Origin of the sequence: Streptomyces sp. NPDC096324, assembly GCF_044763015.1 — a bacterium.
In the GTDB taxonomy this organism is placed as follows: Bacteria; Actinomycetota; Actinomycetes; order Streptomycetales; family Streptomycetaceae; genus Streptomyces.
The window spans coordinates 331,859-347,034 of the sequence record NZ_JBIWFK010000009.1 but is presented as its reverse complement, the minus strand read 5'-3'; the positions used below and the strand labels follow the sequence as shown (position 1 = coordinate 347,034).

The 15,176-nt window shown below is 70.1% G+C and carries 11 protein-coding genes; 6 read left to right on the top strand and 5 right to left on the bottom strand.

Translation table 11 applies throughout. From position 1 onward, the window contains the following. Positions 1-21 precede the first annotated feature (21 nt). Both ACIQ7M_RS26495 and ACIQ7M_RS26490 read right to left on the bottom strand, forming a co-directional pair. Entirely contained in the window at positions 22-810 is a 789-nt protein-coding gene (locus ACIQ7M_RS26495) for an MIP/aquaporin family protein (RefSeq protein WP_403648712.1), read from the bottom strand. Positions 811-1,399: 589 nt separating this feature from the next. Then, positions 1,400-2,164 carry an IclR family transcriptional regulator gene (locus tag ACIQ7M_RS26490; protein ID WP_355774955.1) on the bottom strand — a complete coding sequence of 255 codons (765 nt, stop codon included), beginning with the start codon at positions 2,162-2,164 and terminating at the stop codon, positions 1,400-1,402. A gap of 267 nt (positions 2,165-2,431) precedes the next feature. Here ACIQ7M_RS26490 and metH point away from each other — a divergent pair, with 267 nt between their 5' ends. The 3 genes from metH (at position 2,432) to ACIQ7M_RS26475 (ending at position 8,867) form a co-directional block, all read left to right on the top strand. Then, entirely contained in the window at positions 2,432-5,959 is a 3,528-nt protein-coding gene (gene metH / locus ACIQ7M_RS26485) for a methionine synthase (RefSeq protein WP_403648709.1), read from the top strand. A 139-nt stretch (positions 5,960-6,098) separates the two neighbouring features. Next, positions 6,099-6,800, top strand: coding sequence for an HAD family hydrolase (locus ACIQ7M_RS26480; RefSeq protein WP_389848358.1), 702 nt, complete (start codon positions 6,099-6,101; stop codon positions 6,798-6,800). 465 nt (positions 6,801-7,265) lie between these two features. Further along, positions 7,266-8,867, top strand: coding sequence for an ABC transporter substrate-binding protein (locus tag ACIQ7M_RS26475; RefSeq protein ID WP_403648706.1), 1,602 nt, complete (start codon positions 7,266-7,268; stop codon positions 8,865-8,867). A 191-nt stretch (positions 8,868-9,058) separates the two neighbouring features. Here ACIQ7M_RS26475 and ACIQ7M_RS26470 read toward each other — a convergent pair whose 3' ends face one another. Both ACIQ7M_RS26470 and ACIQ7M_RS26465 read right to left on the bottom strand, forming a co-directional pair. Further along, a complete protein-coding gene (locus ACIQ7M_RS26470) occupies positions 9,059-9,730 on the bottom strand; it encodes a response regulator transcription factor (protein ID WP_037628456.1) in 672 nt (223 codons plus the stop codon). A gap of 14 nt (positions 9,731-9,744) precedes the next feature. After that, positions 9,745-10,680, bottom strand: a complete 936-nt coding sequence (locus ACIQ7M_RS26465) for a RecB family exonuclease (protein WP_403648703.1) — start codon at positions 10,678-10,680, stop codon at positions 9,745-9,747. Between the two features lie 176 nt (positions 10,681-10,856). Between ACIQ7M_RS26465 and ACIQ7M_RS26460 the strand changes: the two genes are divergently transcribed. From ACIQ7M_RS26460 to ACIQ7M_RS26450, 3 genes are all read left to right on the top strand, one after another. Continuing rightward, the gene (locus ACIQ7M_RS26460) at positions 10,857-12,530 is read left to right on the top strand and encodes a site-2 protease family protein (protein WP_403648701.1); all 1,674 of its coding nucleotides are present in this window, start codon (positions 10,857-10,859) and stop codon (positions 12,528-12,530) included. 41 nt (positions 12,531-12,571) lie between these two features. Further along, positions 12,572-13,474, top strand: coding sequence for a tRNA (adenine-N1)-methyltransferase (locus tag ACIQ7M_RS26455; RefSeq protein WP_355769290.1), 903 nt, complete (start codon positions 12,572-12,574; stop codon positions 13,472-13,474). A gap of 711 nt (positions 13,475-14,185) precedes the next feature. Continuing rightward, positions 14,186-14,761 (top strand): hypothetical protein, encoded by a 576-nt coding sequence (locus ACIQ7M_RS26450; protein ID WP_403648697.1) that lies wholly within the window; start codon positions 14,186-14,188, stop codon positions 14,759-14,761. Between the two features lie 98 nt (positions 14,762-14,859). On the opposite strand, the gene ACIQ7M_RS26445 is transcribed toward ACIQ7M_RS26450, so the two are convergent. After that, on the bottom strand, positions 14,860-15,165 hold the full coding sequence (locus tag ACIQ7M_RS26445) for a ferredoxin (protein ID WP_355769296.1): 306 nt from the start codon (positions 15,163-15,165) through the stop codon (positions 14,860-14,862). Between the last annotated feature and the right edge of the window lie 11 nt (positions 15,166-15,176).

The window sequence follows — 15,176 nt, the reverse complement described above, 5'->3', positions numbered from 1 at the left end:
AGCGTGCTGGAGCGGGGGCTCCTAGGCGAAGGCGACGTTGTATATGCCTGCCGCGATCGCGCCGCCGATGAGCGGGCCGACGACCGGGATCCAGGCGTAGCTCCAGTCGGAACCACCCTTGTTGGGCAGGGGGAGCAGGGCGTGCACGATGCGCGGACCGAGGTCACGGGCCGGGTTGATCGCGTAGCCGGTGGGGCCACCGAGGGAGAGGCCGATGCCCACCACCACGAAGGAGGTGATCAGGGCACCGAGGACGCCCAGGCCGTCGCCGTTGTTGTTCAGTCCCTGCGTGAGGATCGCGAGGACCAGGACAACGGTGCCGATGATCTCGGTGGCGAGGTTCTGCACGGCGTTGCGGATCTCGGGGCCGGTCGAGAAGACGCCGAGCACCGGTCCCGCGGCCGCCTCCTCGGCCTCGACGGCCTTCACGGCCGGCTTGCCGGAGCCGCCGACGATCTCGCTGTCGGTGAGGTGCGCGAGGAACTGGCCGTAGTAGGTCACCCAGACCAGCGCCGCACCGATCATGGCGCCGAGAAGCTGCCCGCCCCAGTAGGTGGCGAGGTTGCTGTAGTCGTCGTCCTTGATCGCGAGGGCGAGGGTCACGGCCGGGTTGAGGTGCGCGCCCGAGAGCGGCGCCGAGATGTAGACCGCGGTCATGACCGCGAAGCCCCACCCGAAGGCGATGGCCAGCCATCCGGCGGCTCGCGCCTTGGAGGCCTTCAGTGTGACGGCGGCGCACACGCCACCGCCGAGCAGGATGAGAACGGCGGTACCGATGGTCTCGCCGATGAAGATGTCGGAGCTGGACACCCGCGACTCCTTTGTCCTTCGTCCAGGGGAAGCCGAACCCCGGGTCCCACCGGTGGTTCGTGCTCTCGGGGAGTGAGAGCGATGTCGGCCCTGGCATTGGCACACCTTAGCGTCTATTGCCGGTAGGTGTTCGACAATGCCGACCGATGGACGGGAGTCTTGCTCTCGCTTCGCCGACTCGTCAAGGGTTGGGTTATCGAAAGCGGGATCGTTATTGATTGCTGTGTGCTATCAGTGCGTCGCCGCTCGTCAGAGGGCATACGAAGGAGGCCGGGAAGCATTCCGCTTCCCGGCCTCGACACCCGCGAGTTCCGTACCTCGTCCCGCACGAAACCGGGACCTGGGTCTGTGAAAAACACCGTCGAACGGTGTACGCGTCAGGGCCACCGGTCATGGGCAGGCACGCCCCGCACGCCCCGCACGCCCCGCACGCCCCGCACGCCCCGCACGCCCCGCACGCCCCGCACGCCCCGCACGCCCCGCACGGCACCGCGAGTGCCGCCGTGCGGGACGGTCGCGGCGCGGTGGCGGCCGGAACCGCCCGGCGCCCGCTGTACGCGCCGGTACGGCCCCGCGAACGCCGTTCGCGTCAGAACCGCCCCGCGCCCAGGTCGCGCGACACCGCGCGGGCGCAGTCGCGTACCGCGGCGATCAGCTCCGGACGCAGTTCCCCGTCCTTGCACACCCGCTCCACGGCCCCGGTGATGCCCACCGCGCCGACCGGCATGCGCCGCCGGTTGTGGATCGGGGCGGCGACCGAGGCGACACCCGTCCACGTCTCCTCCACGTCCTCCGCGTACCCCCGCGCGCGGGTCACGTCGAGAACGACCTCGAAGTCGTCCAGTTCGCTGATCGTCCGCGGGGTGAACGGCTTGCGCTCGACCTCCAGGACCTCGCTGTGCGCCACCGGGTCGTACGCGGACAGCACCTTGCCCAGGGCCGTGGAGTGCAGCGGCTGCATCGCCCCCACCTCCAGGACCTGCCGGCTGTCGTCCGGCCGGAAGACGTGGTGCACGATCAGGACGCCCTGCTGGTGCAGCACGCCCAGATAGACGCTCTCGCCGCTGGAGCGCGCCAGGTCGTCGGTCCACACCAGGGCGCGCGCCCGCAGTTCGTGCACGTCGAGATAGGTGGTGCCCAGCCGCAGCAGTTCGGCACCGAGCTGATAGCGCCCGGAGGCGGAGTCCTGCTCGACGAACCCCTCCTGCTGGAGGGTGCGCAGAATGCCGTGGGCCGTACCCTTGGCCAGGCCGAGCGAGGAGGCGATGTCCGACAGGCCGAGCTGTCGCTCGCCGCCCGCGAGCAGCCGCAGCATCGCCGCTGCCCGTTCGAGCGACTGGATGTTCCGTGCCATCGCCGTGCTGCCTCCGTCCCCTTCGACCGTCGGCGCGACTTCCCGCTGCCGTTCGGCAATGTCGAACACTACCGGTCGTCGCCGAGCTCCCGCCAATGGGTGGTCGCCCCGCGTTCCGTCCTTCTCCACACCGCCGTCACCGACGCCACGCCCGTCCGCCTCGTGGACGCCCATGACCGATCCGTGGTGCTCCGGGCTACCCTGACGGCGTGCGCCTTCCATGGGAAGCGCAAAGCCGACAGCCGTCGCACTCCAGGGAGCACCTTCATGGCCTCGTTGCCGAACCCGTCCCTTTCGTCCGGTCCCTCCGAAGGCCGGCAGCGAACCGACGCACTCCGAGAAGCGCTCGCCACCCGTGTGGTGGTGGCCGACGGCGCGATGGGCACGATGCTTCAGGCGCAGGACCCCACCCTCGAGGACTTCCAGGACCTCGAGGGCTGCAACGAGATCCTCAACATCACCCGCCCCGACATCGTGCGCTCCGTCCACGAGGCCTACTTCGAGGTCGGCGTCGACTGCGTGGAGACGAACACCTTCGGGGCGAACCACTCGGCTGCCGCCGAGTACGACATCGCCGACCGCGTCCACGAACTCTCCGAGGCCGGCGCCAGGATCGCCCGCGAGGTCGCCGACGCGTTCGGCGCCCGCGACGGCCGCCAGCGCTGGGTGCTGGGCTCGATCGGCCCCGGCACCAAGCTGCCGACCCTCGGCCACGTCTCCTACGGCACCCTGCGCGACGGCTTCCAGGCCAACGCCGAGGGCCTGCTCGCCGGTGGCGCCGACGCCCTGATCGTCGAGACCACCCAGGACCTGCTCCAGACGAAGTCCTCCGTCCTCGGCGCGCACCGCGCCATGGAGGCCACCGGCGTCCGGGTGCCCCTGCTGGTCTCGATGGCCTTCGAGACCACCGGCACCATGCTGCTCGGCTCCGAGATCGGCGCCGCGCTGACCGCGCTGGAACCCCTCGGCATCGACATGATCGGCCTGAACTGCTCGACCGGCCCCGCCGAGATGAGCGAGCACCTGCGCTATCTCACCCGGCACTCCCGCATCCCCCTGCTGTGCATGCCGAACGCGGGCCTGCCGGTCCTGACGAAGGACGGCGCCCACTTCCCGCTCGACGCCGAGGGGCTGGCCGACGCCCAGGAGAACTTCGTACGGGACTACGGCCTCTCCCTGATCGGCGGCTGCTGCGGCACGACCCCGGAGCACCTGCGCCAGGTGGTCGAACGGGTGAACGGTCTGACGCCCGCCGAGCGCAGCCCGCGGCCCGAGCCCGGCGCCGCCTCCCTCTACCAGACGGTTCCCTTCCGCCAGGACACCGCCTACATGGCGATCGGCGAGCGCACCAACGCCAACGGCTCGAAGAAGTTCCGCGAGGCCATGCTGGAGGCCCGCTGGGACGACTGCGTGGAGATGGCCCGCGACCAGATCCGCGAGGGCGCCCACATGCTCGACCTGTGCGTCGACTACGTCGGCCGCGACGGCGTCGCCGACATGGACGAGCTCGCCGGCCGCTTCGCCACCGCCTCCACCCTGCCGATCGTGCTCGACTCCACCGAGGTCGAGGTCCTGCGCGCGGGACTGGAGCGCCTCGGCGGACGCGCGGTCCTCAACTCCGTCAACTACGAGGACGGCGACGGCCCCGAGTCCCGGTTCGCGAAGGTCACCCGGCTGGCCCAGGAACACGGCGCCGCGCTCATCGCGCTGACCATCGACGAGGAGGGCCAGGCCCGTACGGTCGAGACCAAGGTCGCCATCGCCGAACGGCTCATCGAGGACCTCACCGGCAACTGGGGCATCCACGAGTCCGACATCCTCATCGACACCCTGACCTTCACGATCTGTACCGGCCAGGAGGAGTCCCGCAAGGACGGCATCGCCACGATCGAGGCGATCCGCGAACTCAAGCGCCGCCGCCCCGACGTCCAGACCACGCTCGGCCTGTCCAACATCTCCTTCGGCCTCAACCCGGCCGCCCGCATCCTGCTCAACTCGGTCTTCCTCGACGAATGCGTCAAGGCGGGCCTGGACTCGGCGATCGTGCACGCCTCCAAGATCCTGCCGATCGCCCGCTTCAGCGAGGAGGAGGTCACCACCGCCCTCGACCTCATCCACGACCGGCGTGCCGAGGGCTACGACCCGCTCCAGAAGCTCATGGCCCTCTTCGAGGGCGCCACCACCAAGTCCCTCAAGGCGGGCAAGGCCGAGGAACTGGCCGCGCTCCCCCTGGAGGAGCGCCTCAAGCGGCGGATCATCGACGGCGAGAAGAACGGCCTGGAGTCCGACCTCGCCGACGCCCTCCAGGACCGCCCGGCCCTCGACATCGTCAACGAGACCCTGCTCGACGGCATGAAGGTCGTCGGTGAGCTCTTCGGTTCCGGCCAGATGCAGCTTCCCTTCGTCCTCCAGTCCGCCGAGGTCATGAAGACGGCCGTCGCCTACCTCGAACCCCACATGGAGAAGTCGGACGCCGAGGGCAAGGGCACCATCGTGCTGGCCACCGTGCGCGGCGACGTCCACGACATCGGCAAGAACCTCGTCGACATCATCCTGTCCAACAACGGCTACAACGTCGTCAACCTCGGCATCAAGCAGCCGGTCTCCGCGATCCTGGACGCCGCCGAGGAACACAAGGCCGACGTCATCGGCATGTCGGGACTCCTGGTCAAATCCACGGTGATCATGAAGGAGAACCTGGAGGAGCTCAACCAGCGGGGCCTGTCCGCCGACTACCCCGTCATCCTCGGCGGCGCCGCCCTGACCAGGGCCTACGTCGAACAGGACCTTCACGAGATCTACCAGGGCGAGGTCCGCTACGCCCGCGACGCCTTCGAGGGACTGCGCCTCATGGACGCCCTCATCGGCGTCAAGCGCGGAGTGCCCGGCGCGGTACTGCCCGAACTCAAGCAGCGCCGCGTCCGCGCCACCGCTGCGGCGCAGGTCGAGGAGCGCCCGCAGGAGGGCCACGTCCGCTCCGACGTCTCCACCGACAACCCCGTCCCCGAGGCCCCCTTCACCGGCACCCGCGTGATCAAGGGCATCCAGCTCAAGGAGTACGCCTCCTGGCTGGACGAGGGCGCCCTCTTCAAGGGCCAGTGGGGCCTCAAGCAGGCCCGCGCCGGCGACGGCCCCACCTACGAGGAACTCGTCGAGACCGAGGGCCGGCCGCGGCTGCGCGGTCTGCTCGACCGGCTCCAGCGGGACAACCTGCTGGAGGCCGCCGTGGTCTACGGCTACTTCCCGTGCGTCTCCAAGGACGACGACCTGATCATCCTCGACGACCAGGGCAACGAGCGGACCCGCTTCACCTTCCCCCGCCAGAGCCGCGGCCGCCGGCTCTGCCTCGCCGACTTCTTCCGCCCCGAGGAATCGGGCGAGACCGACGTCGTCGGACTCCAGGTCGTCACCGTCGGCTCCCGCATCGGCGAGGAGACCGCCAAGCTCTTCGAGGCCAACGCCTACCGCGATTACCTCGAACTGCACGGCCTGTCCGTCCAGCTCGCCGAGGCCCTCGCCGAGTACTGGCACGCACGCGTCCGCTCCGAGCTGGGCTTCGCCGGGGAGGACCCCGCCGCGATCGACGACATGTTCGCCCTCAAGTACCGCGGCGCCCGCTTCTCCCTCGGCTACGGCGCCTGCCCCAACCTGGAGGACCGCGCCAAGATCGCGCAGCTCCTGGAACCCGAGCGCATCGGAGTCCACCTCTCCGAGGAGTTCCAGCTCCACCCCGAGCAGTCGACCGACGCGATCGTCATCCACCACCCGGAGGCCAAGTACTTCAACGCACGGTGACGGTCCGACGCGCCGGGGCCCCGCGCCACGACGCACACTGATCGGATACGTCGTACACTGGTCGGTCCATCGCAGGCCGGTTGTCCCCTGGCGTACAGGGAGCGACCGGCCTGATCGTCCCTCAAGGAGGTGCGCCAGGATGACCAGTACGGTCCCCGCGCTCGGAACCCGTACGGCCGAAGGCTCAGCCCTGCAGGCCGTACTCCTCGACATGGACGGAACCCTCGTGGACACCGAGGGCTTCTGGTGGGACGTGGAGGTCGCGGTCTTCGCGGCCCTCGGGCACGCGCTGGACGAGTCCTGGCGCCATGTGGTGGTCGGCGGCCCGATGACCCGCAGCGCCGGATTCCTCATCGAGGCCACCGGCGCCGACATCACCCTCCCCGAACTGTCCGTGCTGCTCAACGACGGTTTCGAGGACCGCATCGGCCACTCGCTGCCGCTGATGCCGGGCGCCGCCAGACTCCTCGCCGAACTCGCCGCGCACGAGATCCCCACCGCGCTCGTCTCCGCCTCGCACCGGCGGATCATCGACCGGGTCCTGGGCGCGATCGGCTCCCACTTCTTCGCCCTGACCGTCGCGGGCGACGAGGTCGAGCGGACCAAGCCGTTCCCCGACCCCTACCTCCTCGCGGCCGCCCGGCTCGGCGCCGAACCGGCCCGCTGCGCCGTCATCGAGGACACCTCGACCGGTGTCGCCTCCGCCGAGGCCGCGGGCTGCCAGGTGGTCGCCGTGCCCTCGGTCGCGCCCATCGCCCCGGCCGCCCGGCGCACGGTCGTGAATTCCCTCGAAGAGGTCGACCTGCCCTTTCTGCACCGTCTGATGACAAAAGCCACCTGACAGATCACCGAACGTCGATCAAGCGATCACTCGGCGTACGGACCGCATATTGCGGGAAAGTCACGGCCGTTCGGTGTGGTAAGCGCGGGCGAGGGACTGCCGGAATGCATAACGGGGCGGATCAACGAATTCCGGTACGCTTCAATCAATTTTACGGTGTGACGTTCGCCACGTGACTGAGGGTCGACAGCGGGACCGACTTGTGCCCGCCCCGCCCATTCGTGAAGCTTCGGTGTGCCCTTGTGTCCCGATTGATGGAACGCTGCACTAATCCTTCCCGTGTCGGGTTATCGGTGCGTCCACGCCCGGTTTCGCAGCGTGAGCGGAAGACGGTTCCGGCACAGGGTGGCCGACCTTGTGGTGCGGACTAATGTCATCGCGAGAACATCGCCGTATCCCCGTGACCGAGCCGCGCCACCCCTGCTTGCCGGTTCGCGGAACCTACAGCTCTGGAGAAACACGAGCATGAACCGCAAGACTTTGGTGCTGCCGGCCGTGGTCGGCCTGCTCGCCCCAGTGCTCGCCGCGTGCGGCGGGTCCGCCAGCGGGGGCGACAGCGGGGATGCCATCGTTGTCGGTACCACGGACCAGTTCACCGCGTCGAAGGATGCCCCGGCTCCCTTTGACCCGGCGTACGCCTACGACGTCGGCACCTGGAACGTGCTCCGTCAGACCGTGCAGACGCTGATGGTGCAGCCGCGTGGTGACGGTGAACCGCAGCCCGAGGCCGCCGAGAAGTGCGGATTCACCGACAGCGGCAACGAGCGTTACTCGTGCACGCTGCGCGAGGGCCTGGAGTTCTCCAACGGTGACGCGATCACCGCGAAGGACGTCAAGTTCTCGATCGACCGCGCCAGGGCCATCAAGGCCGACTCGGGCGTCTTCGCCCTGCTCTCGACCATCGACACCGTCGAGACCCGCGGCGACCGCGAGGTGATCTTCCACCTCAACAGCGCCGACGCGACCTTCCCGTTCAAGCTGTCGACCCCGGTCGCCGGCATCGTGAACCCGAACGACTACGAGAAGAACAAGCTGCGCGACGGCTTCTCGGTCGACGGTTCCGGCCCCTACACCGTGGAGACCGAGGTCAAGGACGACACCGTCGTCAAGGCCGTCTTCACGAAGAACTCCCGCTACAAGGGCCAGCTGAAGGTCAAGAACTCCAAGGTCGAGCTGCGTTCCTTCACGGACGCCGGCGAGATGGGCACCGCCCTCGAAAAGGGCGACATCGACCTGATGACGCGCTCCATGACGCCGGACCAGATCACCAAGCTGGACAACGCTTCGGGTGGCAACGTCAACCTGAACGAGATGCCCGGTCTGGAAATCCGCTACCTCGCCTTCAACACGAACTCCGCTTCGGTGAAGTCGACGGCCGTCCGCCAGGCCATGGCGCAGATCATCAACCGCGGCGAACTCGTCTCCAAGGTCTACGGATCGCAGGCCGAGCCGCTGTACTCGATGGTCCCGGCGACCATCGCGGGCCACGCCAACGCCTTCATCAACAAGTACGGCGACCCGAGCGTCAGCAGGGCCCAGGGGCTGCTCAGCAAGGCCGGCATCACCACCCCGGTCAAGGTCACCCTTCACTACACGACCGACCACTACGGTTCGGCCACCGAGAAGGAGTTCGAGGTCCTGAAGGCGCAGCTCAACAAGAGCGGCCTCTTCGACGTCAGCATCCAGGGCACGACCTGGGACAAGTTCGTCCCGGCCGAGCGCGCCGGCAAGTACGACGTCTGGGGCATGGGCTGGTTCCCCGACTTCCCCGACGCCGACAACTACCTGGCGCCGTTCCTCGACAAGGACAACTTCCTCAAGTCGCCCTACTCGAACTCCGACATCATCAAGAACCTCATCCCCGCCTCCCGGCGCGAGGAGGACCGCACGTCCTCCAAGGCCCTCACGACCATGCAGGACATCGTCGCCAACGACGTCCCGCTGATCCCGCTCTGGCAGGGCAAGCAGTACATCGCCGCGCGTGACGACATCACGGGCTCGGAGTGGGCACTCAACTCCTCCTCCACGCTGCAGCTCTGGGAGCTGGGCCGCGGCGTCAGCGAGTAACCGCACCAACCGACCCGGGGCCACCAGGCCCCGGGCCCGACCCGGGACCCGGCGGTCCCGGGTCTTTCGGGTTCCAGGCCCCGGCACACACCCCCGCACGGGCCGCCGCACCGGGCCTTCACGCGCAAGGGCGCCCGTTCCTCTGCGGAACGGGCGCCCTCACACATCGGACGGACAAACCGCCCCGGGCACTACTGCGCCCCGGGACGCACCAGCCCGCTCTCGTACGCGTACACCGCCGCCTGCACACGGTCGCGCAACCCCAGCTTCGTCAGCACATGCCCCACGTGCGTCTTGACCGTGGTCTCGCTGACGAACAGATCGGCCGCGATCTCCGCGTTCGACAGACCACGCGCCACCAGCTTCAGCACCTCGACCTCACGGTCGGTCAACGTGTGCAACGTGTCCGGAACCGGCTCGTCCCCCGACGGCAGATGACCCGCGTACTTGTCCAGCAGCCGACGTGTGATGCTCGGCGCGAGCATCGCCTCACCCGCCGCGACCACCCGGATCGCCTGCACCAGCTCATTGGCCGGCGCGTCCTTGAGCAGGAAACCGCTGGCACCCGCCCGAAGCGCCTCCACCACGTACTCGTCGAGGTCGAACGTCGTCAGCACCAGAACCTTCGCCGGACCGTCCCGGCCCGGACCCGTGATCTGCCGCGTCGCCTCCACACCGTCCATCCGCGGCATGCGGATGTCCATCAGAACCACATCGGGCTGCAGCGCACGCACCTGATCGAGTGCCTGGAGACCGTCACCGGCCTCGCCGACGACCGCGAGGTCCGGCTCCGCTTCCAGAATCATCCGGAAGCCGGTGCGCAGCAGCGGCTGGTCGTCGACCAGTAGGACGCGGATGGCCACGTAAGTCTCCTTCGCTAGTCCGGCCCCATTCTGCCCTGCTCCACGACACCCGACCCGGGCGCCCTGACCGGGAGCGGATATGCCGGGGGAGTACCACCGAATTCCGGACACACGGCCTGGTGATCACACCAGCCGCAGAGCTTCGTGGGACGCGGCCGCCACTCGCCCGTCTCCGTCGCCTCCCGGATCGCGTCCCACAGCGCCAGCAGCTTGCGCTCGACCCGCTCCAGATCCCCGATCTCCGGGTCGTACGTCAGCACGTCACCGCTGCCCAGATAGACGAGCTGAAGACGGCGCGGAACCACCCGCTTCAACCGCCACACCACCAGCGCGTAGAACTTCATCTGGAACAGGGCGCCCTCGGCGTACTCCGGCCGCGGCGCCTTCCCCGTCTTGTAGTCCACGATCCGGACCTCGCCCGACGGAGCGACATCGACCCGGTCGATGATCCCGCGCAGCGTCAGCCCGGAATCCAGCCGCGCCTCGACGAACAGCTCCCGCTCCGCGGGCTCCAGCCGCGTCGGATCCTCCAGCGTGAACCAGCGCTCCACCAGCCGCTCCGCCTCCGACAGCCAGCGGGCCAGCCGCTCGCCCTCCGGATCGTCCGCGAACAGCTCCACGACCTCCGGCTTCGTCTCCCGCAGCCGGTCCCACTGCGCGGGGATCAACGACTTGGCACGCGGAGCCGTCCGGTCGGCGGCCGGAGCGTCGAACAACCGCTCCAGGACCGCGTGCACCAGCGTCCCCCTCGTCGCCGCCTCACTCGGCTTCTCCGGCAGCTTGTCGATCACCCGGAACCGGTACAGCAACGGACACTGCATGAAGTCACTGGCACGCGAGGGCGACAGCGAGGCGGGAGCGCGCGCGACCGCGGGAGCCGGACCGTCGGCGACGGCTCCACCGGCCGCGGCCCCTTCTTCGGGCACGGCGCCCTCGGTGCTGGTTTCCATGACAACAGACCATAAGGCCCGCCACCGACAGTGAACCGGTCCCGGCGGGCACCGCGGCACGGAAAACTGAAGGGGTGCCGGGGCGGAACGCGCCGCGACGGCCGCATACCATCGACCCCAGACCCTCCCGCTCCGCACGACCCGGGGGCGGGGGACGCTTCGAACGAGGGGACATCGTGGACGAGAGCGGCGGGAGCGGGCAGCCGCGGTCCGGCACCGGCGAGGCGACCGAGCACCACGAGAGGCCGTCGGCCTCCACCGGCCCCTCCTCGGACGCGCGCCCCGGACCGGCAGGGCCCGGGACCACCGGGCCGAAGCCCACGGCCCCCGGACACGACTCCACCGAGCGCACCGGCGCGACCACCCCCCACGGCGAGCACTCCGAGCCCGCCGGGACCTCCGGGTCCGGCGACACCCCCGAGGGCGCCGAGCCCACCGGGACCTCCCGGCCCACCGAACCCTTCGAGCCCGCCGAGCCCACGGACCCCCCAGGGGCCTCCGAGCCCTCGGGGCGCTCAGGGTCCCTTGAGTCCGCAGAGTCCTCCGGGACCTCCGGGTCCTCCGCCGGGCCGACCGGACCCTTCGACGCCTCCCAGCCGTCCGACGGCCGGGGCCCGGACGACCACGACTCCACCGGCGCCCACCGCACCCCCGCCCGCACCGGCACCACCAAAGGGCGCCCCCCACGCCGCCCCAAGGACCCCGGCGGCGGACTCCTCATGGGCCGCCCCTTCGGCGTACCCGTATACGTCGCACCGAGCTGGTTCCTCGTCGCCGCCCTGATCACCTGGGTCTTCGGCGGCCAGCTCGACCGCGTCCTGCCCGACCTCGGCGCCGCCCGCTACCTCGTCTCCCTCTTCTTCGCCGTCGCCTTCTACGCCTCCGTCCTCGTCCACGAACTCGCCCACACCGTCGCCGCCCTCCGCTTCAAACTCCCCGTCCGCCGCATCCAGCTCCAGTTCTTCGGCGGCGTCTCCGAGATCGAGAAAGAAGCCGAGACCCCCGGCCGCGAGTTCGTCCTCGCCTTCGTCGGCCCCCTCCTCTCCCTCGTCCTGTCCGGCCTCTTCTACCTCGCCATGCTCCCCGTCGAGCCCGGCACCGTCCCCGGCGTCCTGCTGGCCGGCCTGATGATCTCCAACCTCATCGTCGCCGCCTTCAACCTGCTCCCCGGCCTCCCCCTCGACGGCGGCCGCATGCTCCGCGCCGTCGTCTGGAAGATCACCGGCAGAGCCATGAGCGGCACCGTCGCCGCCGCCTGGGTCGGCCGTGCCCTCGCCGTCTCCGTTCTCATCGGCCTGCCCCTGCTCACCCAGTCCTCGGCACTGGGCGCCGCCCCCGAGAACGCCGGCAGCATGGACACCATCACCGACGCCCTCCTCGCCGCCATCCTCGCGGCGATCATCTGGACCGGCGCCGGCAACAGCCTCCGCATGGCCCGGCTGCGCGAACACCTCCCCGAACTGCGCGCCCGCTCCCTCACCCGCCGCGCCGTCCCCGTCGAGACCACCACCCCCCTCTCCGAAGCACTCCGCCGCGCCAACGACGTCGGCGCCCGCGCCCTCGTCGTCGTCGACGCCGACGGCGAACCCCTCTCCCTGGTCCGCGAGGCCGCCATCGTCGGCGTACCCGAACACCGCCGCCCCTGGGTCGCGGTCAGCGGCCTCGCCCAGGACCTCACCGACGGCATGCGCGTCTCCGCCGAACTCGCCGGCGAAGACCTCCTCGACGCCCTGCGCGCCAGCCCCGCAACGGAGTACCTCGTCGTCGAGGACTCCGGCGAGATCTACGGCGTCCTGTCCGCCGCCGACGTGGAACGCGCCTTCGTCAAAGCCATGGCCCGCCCCTCCTGAGCATGGTCGGCGGCCCCGCCAGGGACCGGTAGGCTGTTCACATGTCCGAACCGACCGGTGCCGCCCGCAGGCGCGGGCCCTTCAAGGTCGGGGACCAGGTTCAGCTGACCGACCCCAAGGGCCGCCACTACACGTTCACGCTCGAGGCCGGGAAGAACTTCCACACCCACAAGGGTTCCTTCCCCCACGACGAGCTGATCGGTGCTCCCGAGGGCAGCGTTGTCCGCACCACGGGAAACGTCGCCTACCTCGCGCTGCGCCCCCTGCTCCCCGACTACGTCCTGTCCATGCCCCGCGGCGCCGCCGTGGTCTACCCCAAGGACGCGGGGCAGATCCTGGCCTTCGCCGACATCTTCCCCGGCGCCCGCGTCGTGGAAGCGGGCGTCGGCTCCGGCTCGCTGAGCAGCTTCCTGCTGCGCGCCATCGGCGACCAGGGCATGCTGCACTCCTACGAGCGCCGCGAGGACTTCGCCGAGATCGCCCAGCAGAACGTGGAGCGCTACTTCGGCGGACCCCATCCCGCCTGGCAGCTCACCGTCGGTGACCTCCAGGACAACCTGAGCGACACCGACGTCGACCGGGTCATCCTCGACATGCTCGCCCCCTGGGAATGCCTGGAGGCCGTCTCCAAGGCACTCGTCCCCGGCGGCATCCTCTGCTGCTACGTGGCGACCACCACCCAGCTCGCGCGGACCGTCGAGTCGATCCGCGAGATCGGCTGCTTCAACGAGCCGACCGCCTGGGAATCGATGATCCGCAACTGGCACATCGAGGGCCTGGCCGTCCGCCCGGACCATCGCATGATCGGCCACACCGGCTTCCTGCTCACCGCCCGCCGCCTCGCGGACGGCGTCGAGCCGCCCATGCGCCGCCGCCGCCCCTCCAAGGGCGCGTACGGCGAGGACTACACCGGCCCGAACGCCGACGGCGGCGCCGGCCGCTGACGTACCCAACGCATTACACCTGTGGCCGAGTTCCCGGAACCCTCCCGGAACTCGGCCACAGTGCTGTTCCGTTGACGCACCACCAGAAACCCTTGTCCGCACCGCTGAAGCCCCGAGCCCCGAGCCGCGAGTCCCGGGGCACACGCCCGGTGACGCGCCCCGAGCTGCCGGAGCGGATGCTTCCGGCTGCTCGGCGGAGGCCATGGGGCGAGTCCCGGCCCGTTTCGCGAGTACCGGCCTGCGACGGCTCGGCGCGGCCTCGAGGGGCGGGCCCGCGGCGTCATGGTCCGGCTCGCGGTGCATCCCCGCGGCCGCCGGGTCCGGGTTCGCGGGGTCGGCCCGGCGCCGACTCCGGCCGAGGTCGTGCCGGGCCCGCCGCCAGTCCGCGCGGGGTCGCGCGCTGTGGACTTCCGGGGGCCCGACAGGGGCTCCGCGGCGGGATTTCGGGAGGCCCGGCCGAGGCTGTGCCACGGGGTTTCCGGAGGTCCGCGCGGGCCTGCGCAGTGGAGGTTTCCCGAGGCCCGGCCGGGGCTCCGCCGTGGGACCTCCGGAGGCCCGCCCGGGGCCGTGTCGGGGCTGTGCGGGGGCCCCGCCGGAAACCGCGCCGGAACTCTTCAGAAGTCCGGACCCCGCCGTTCCACCAGGCTGTGACGTGTGGCACCATGCGGGACACCCACCCCACCGGCACAGCCCTCGCGGGAGACACCCCTAGTGCAGCAATCCGTTGTCCCGGAACTGGCACATACGCAGGCCAGCCCCATCCAGTGGGTCGCCACGGCCACCGCCATCGCCGGAGTCGTGGCCCTGTCCTCCCTCGTCCAGCCGGATCCGGCGAGGGCGGCCCAGCCCGGCGCCGACCCCAAACCGGCGGCGGCCCCCGCGGCAGCCCCGGACCCCACCGGCGTCGACTTCCCGATCGTCTGCGGCCCCGTCAAGGCCCTCGTCGAGAAGAAGGCCTCCGGAGACCTGGACGGCGACGGCCACCCCGAGACGGTCGCCGTCGTCCGCTGCGACGCGGGCTCCGGCACCCCGCCCAGCGGCGTCTACGTCCTCACCCAGGCCGACGGAGCCAAGGAACCCAGGGTCGTCGCGACCCTCATCGATCCCAAGGACCGTCTCAGCGTCACGGACTTCGCGGTGCGCGACGGAGCCGTCACCGCCACGCTCCTCGGCTACTCCTCGGCCGACGTACCGAGTTGCTGCCCGGACCTCAGAGAGAACGCCAAGTGGCAGTGGAAGAACGGCGCGTTCATCCGTTCCACACCGTCCGAAGCGCGCGGCACCTGAGCGCGCCCCCGGCGCGAGACCCGAACAAAAGAGGACACCCTCCGCGGCGCGGAGGGTGTGTGGTGTCGGTCACATGACGACGCGGGGTGCCCGCGAGGTCACTCCGCGTCAGGTCCGAAGACCTCGACCTTGTCCGAAACGCGACGGACATGGATGCAGTCGCCCGGACACTCCTTCGCCGAGTCCACCACATCGCGCAGAAGCGGCAGGGGCACGGGCGTTGTGGCCCCCACGGCCTGGAGGAGCTCGTCCTCGCCGCTCTTCACATAGGCCAGGCCGTCAATGTCCAGCTCAAAGACCTCGGGCGCGTACTGGACACAGATCCCGTCGCCGGTACAGAGATCCTGGTCGATCCAGACCTCAAGCGCCTCGCCGTCGACTCCGGCCTCCTGCTGCACGGTCATTTCTCCTGCCG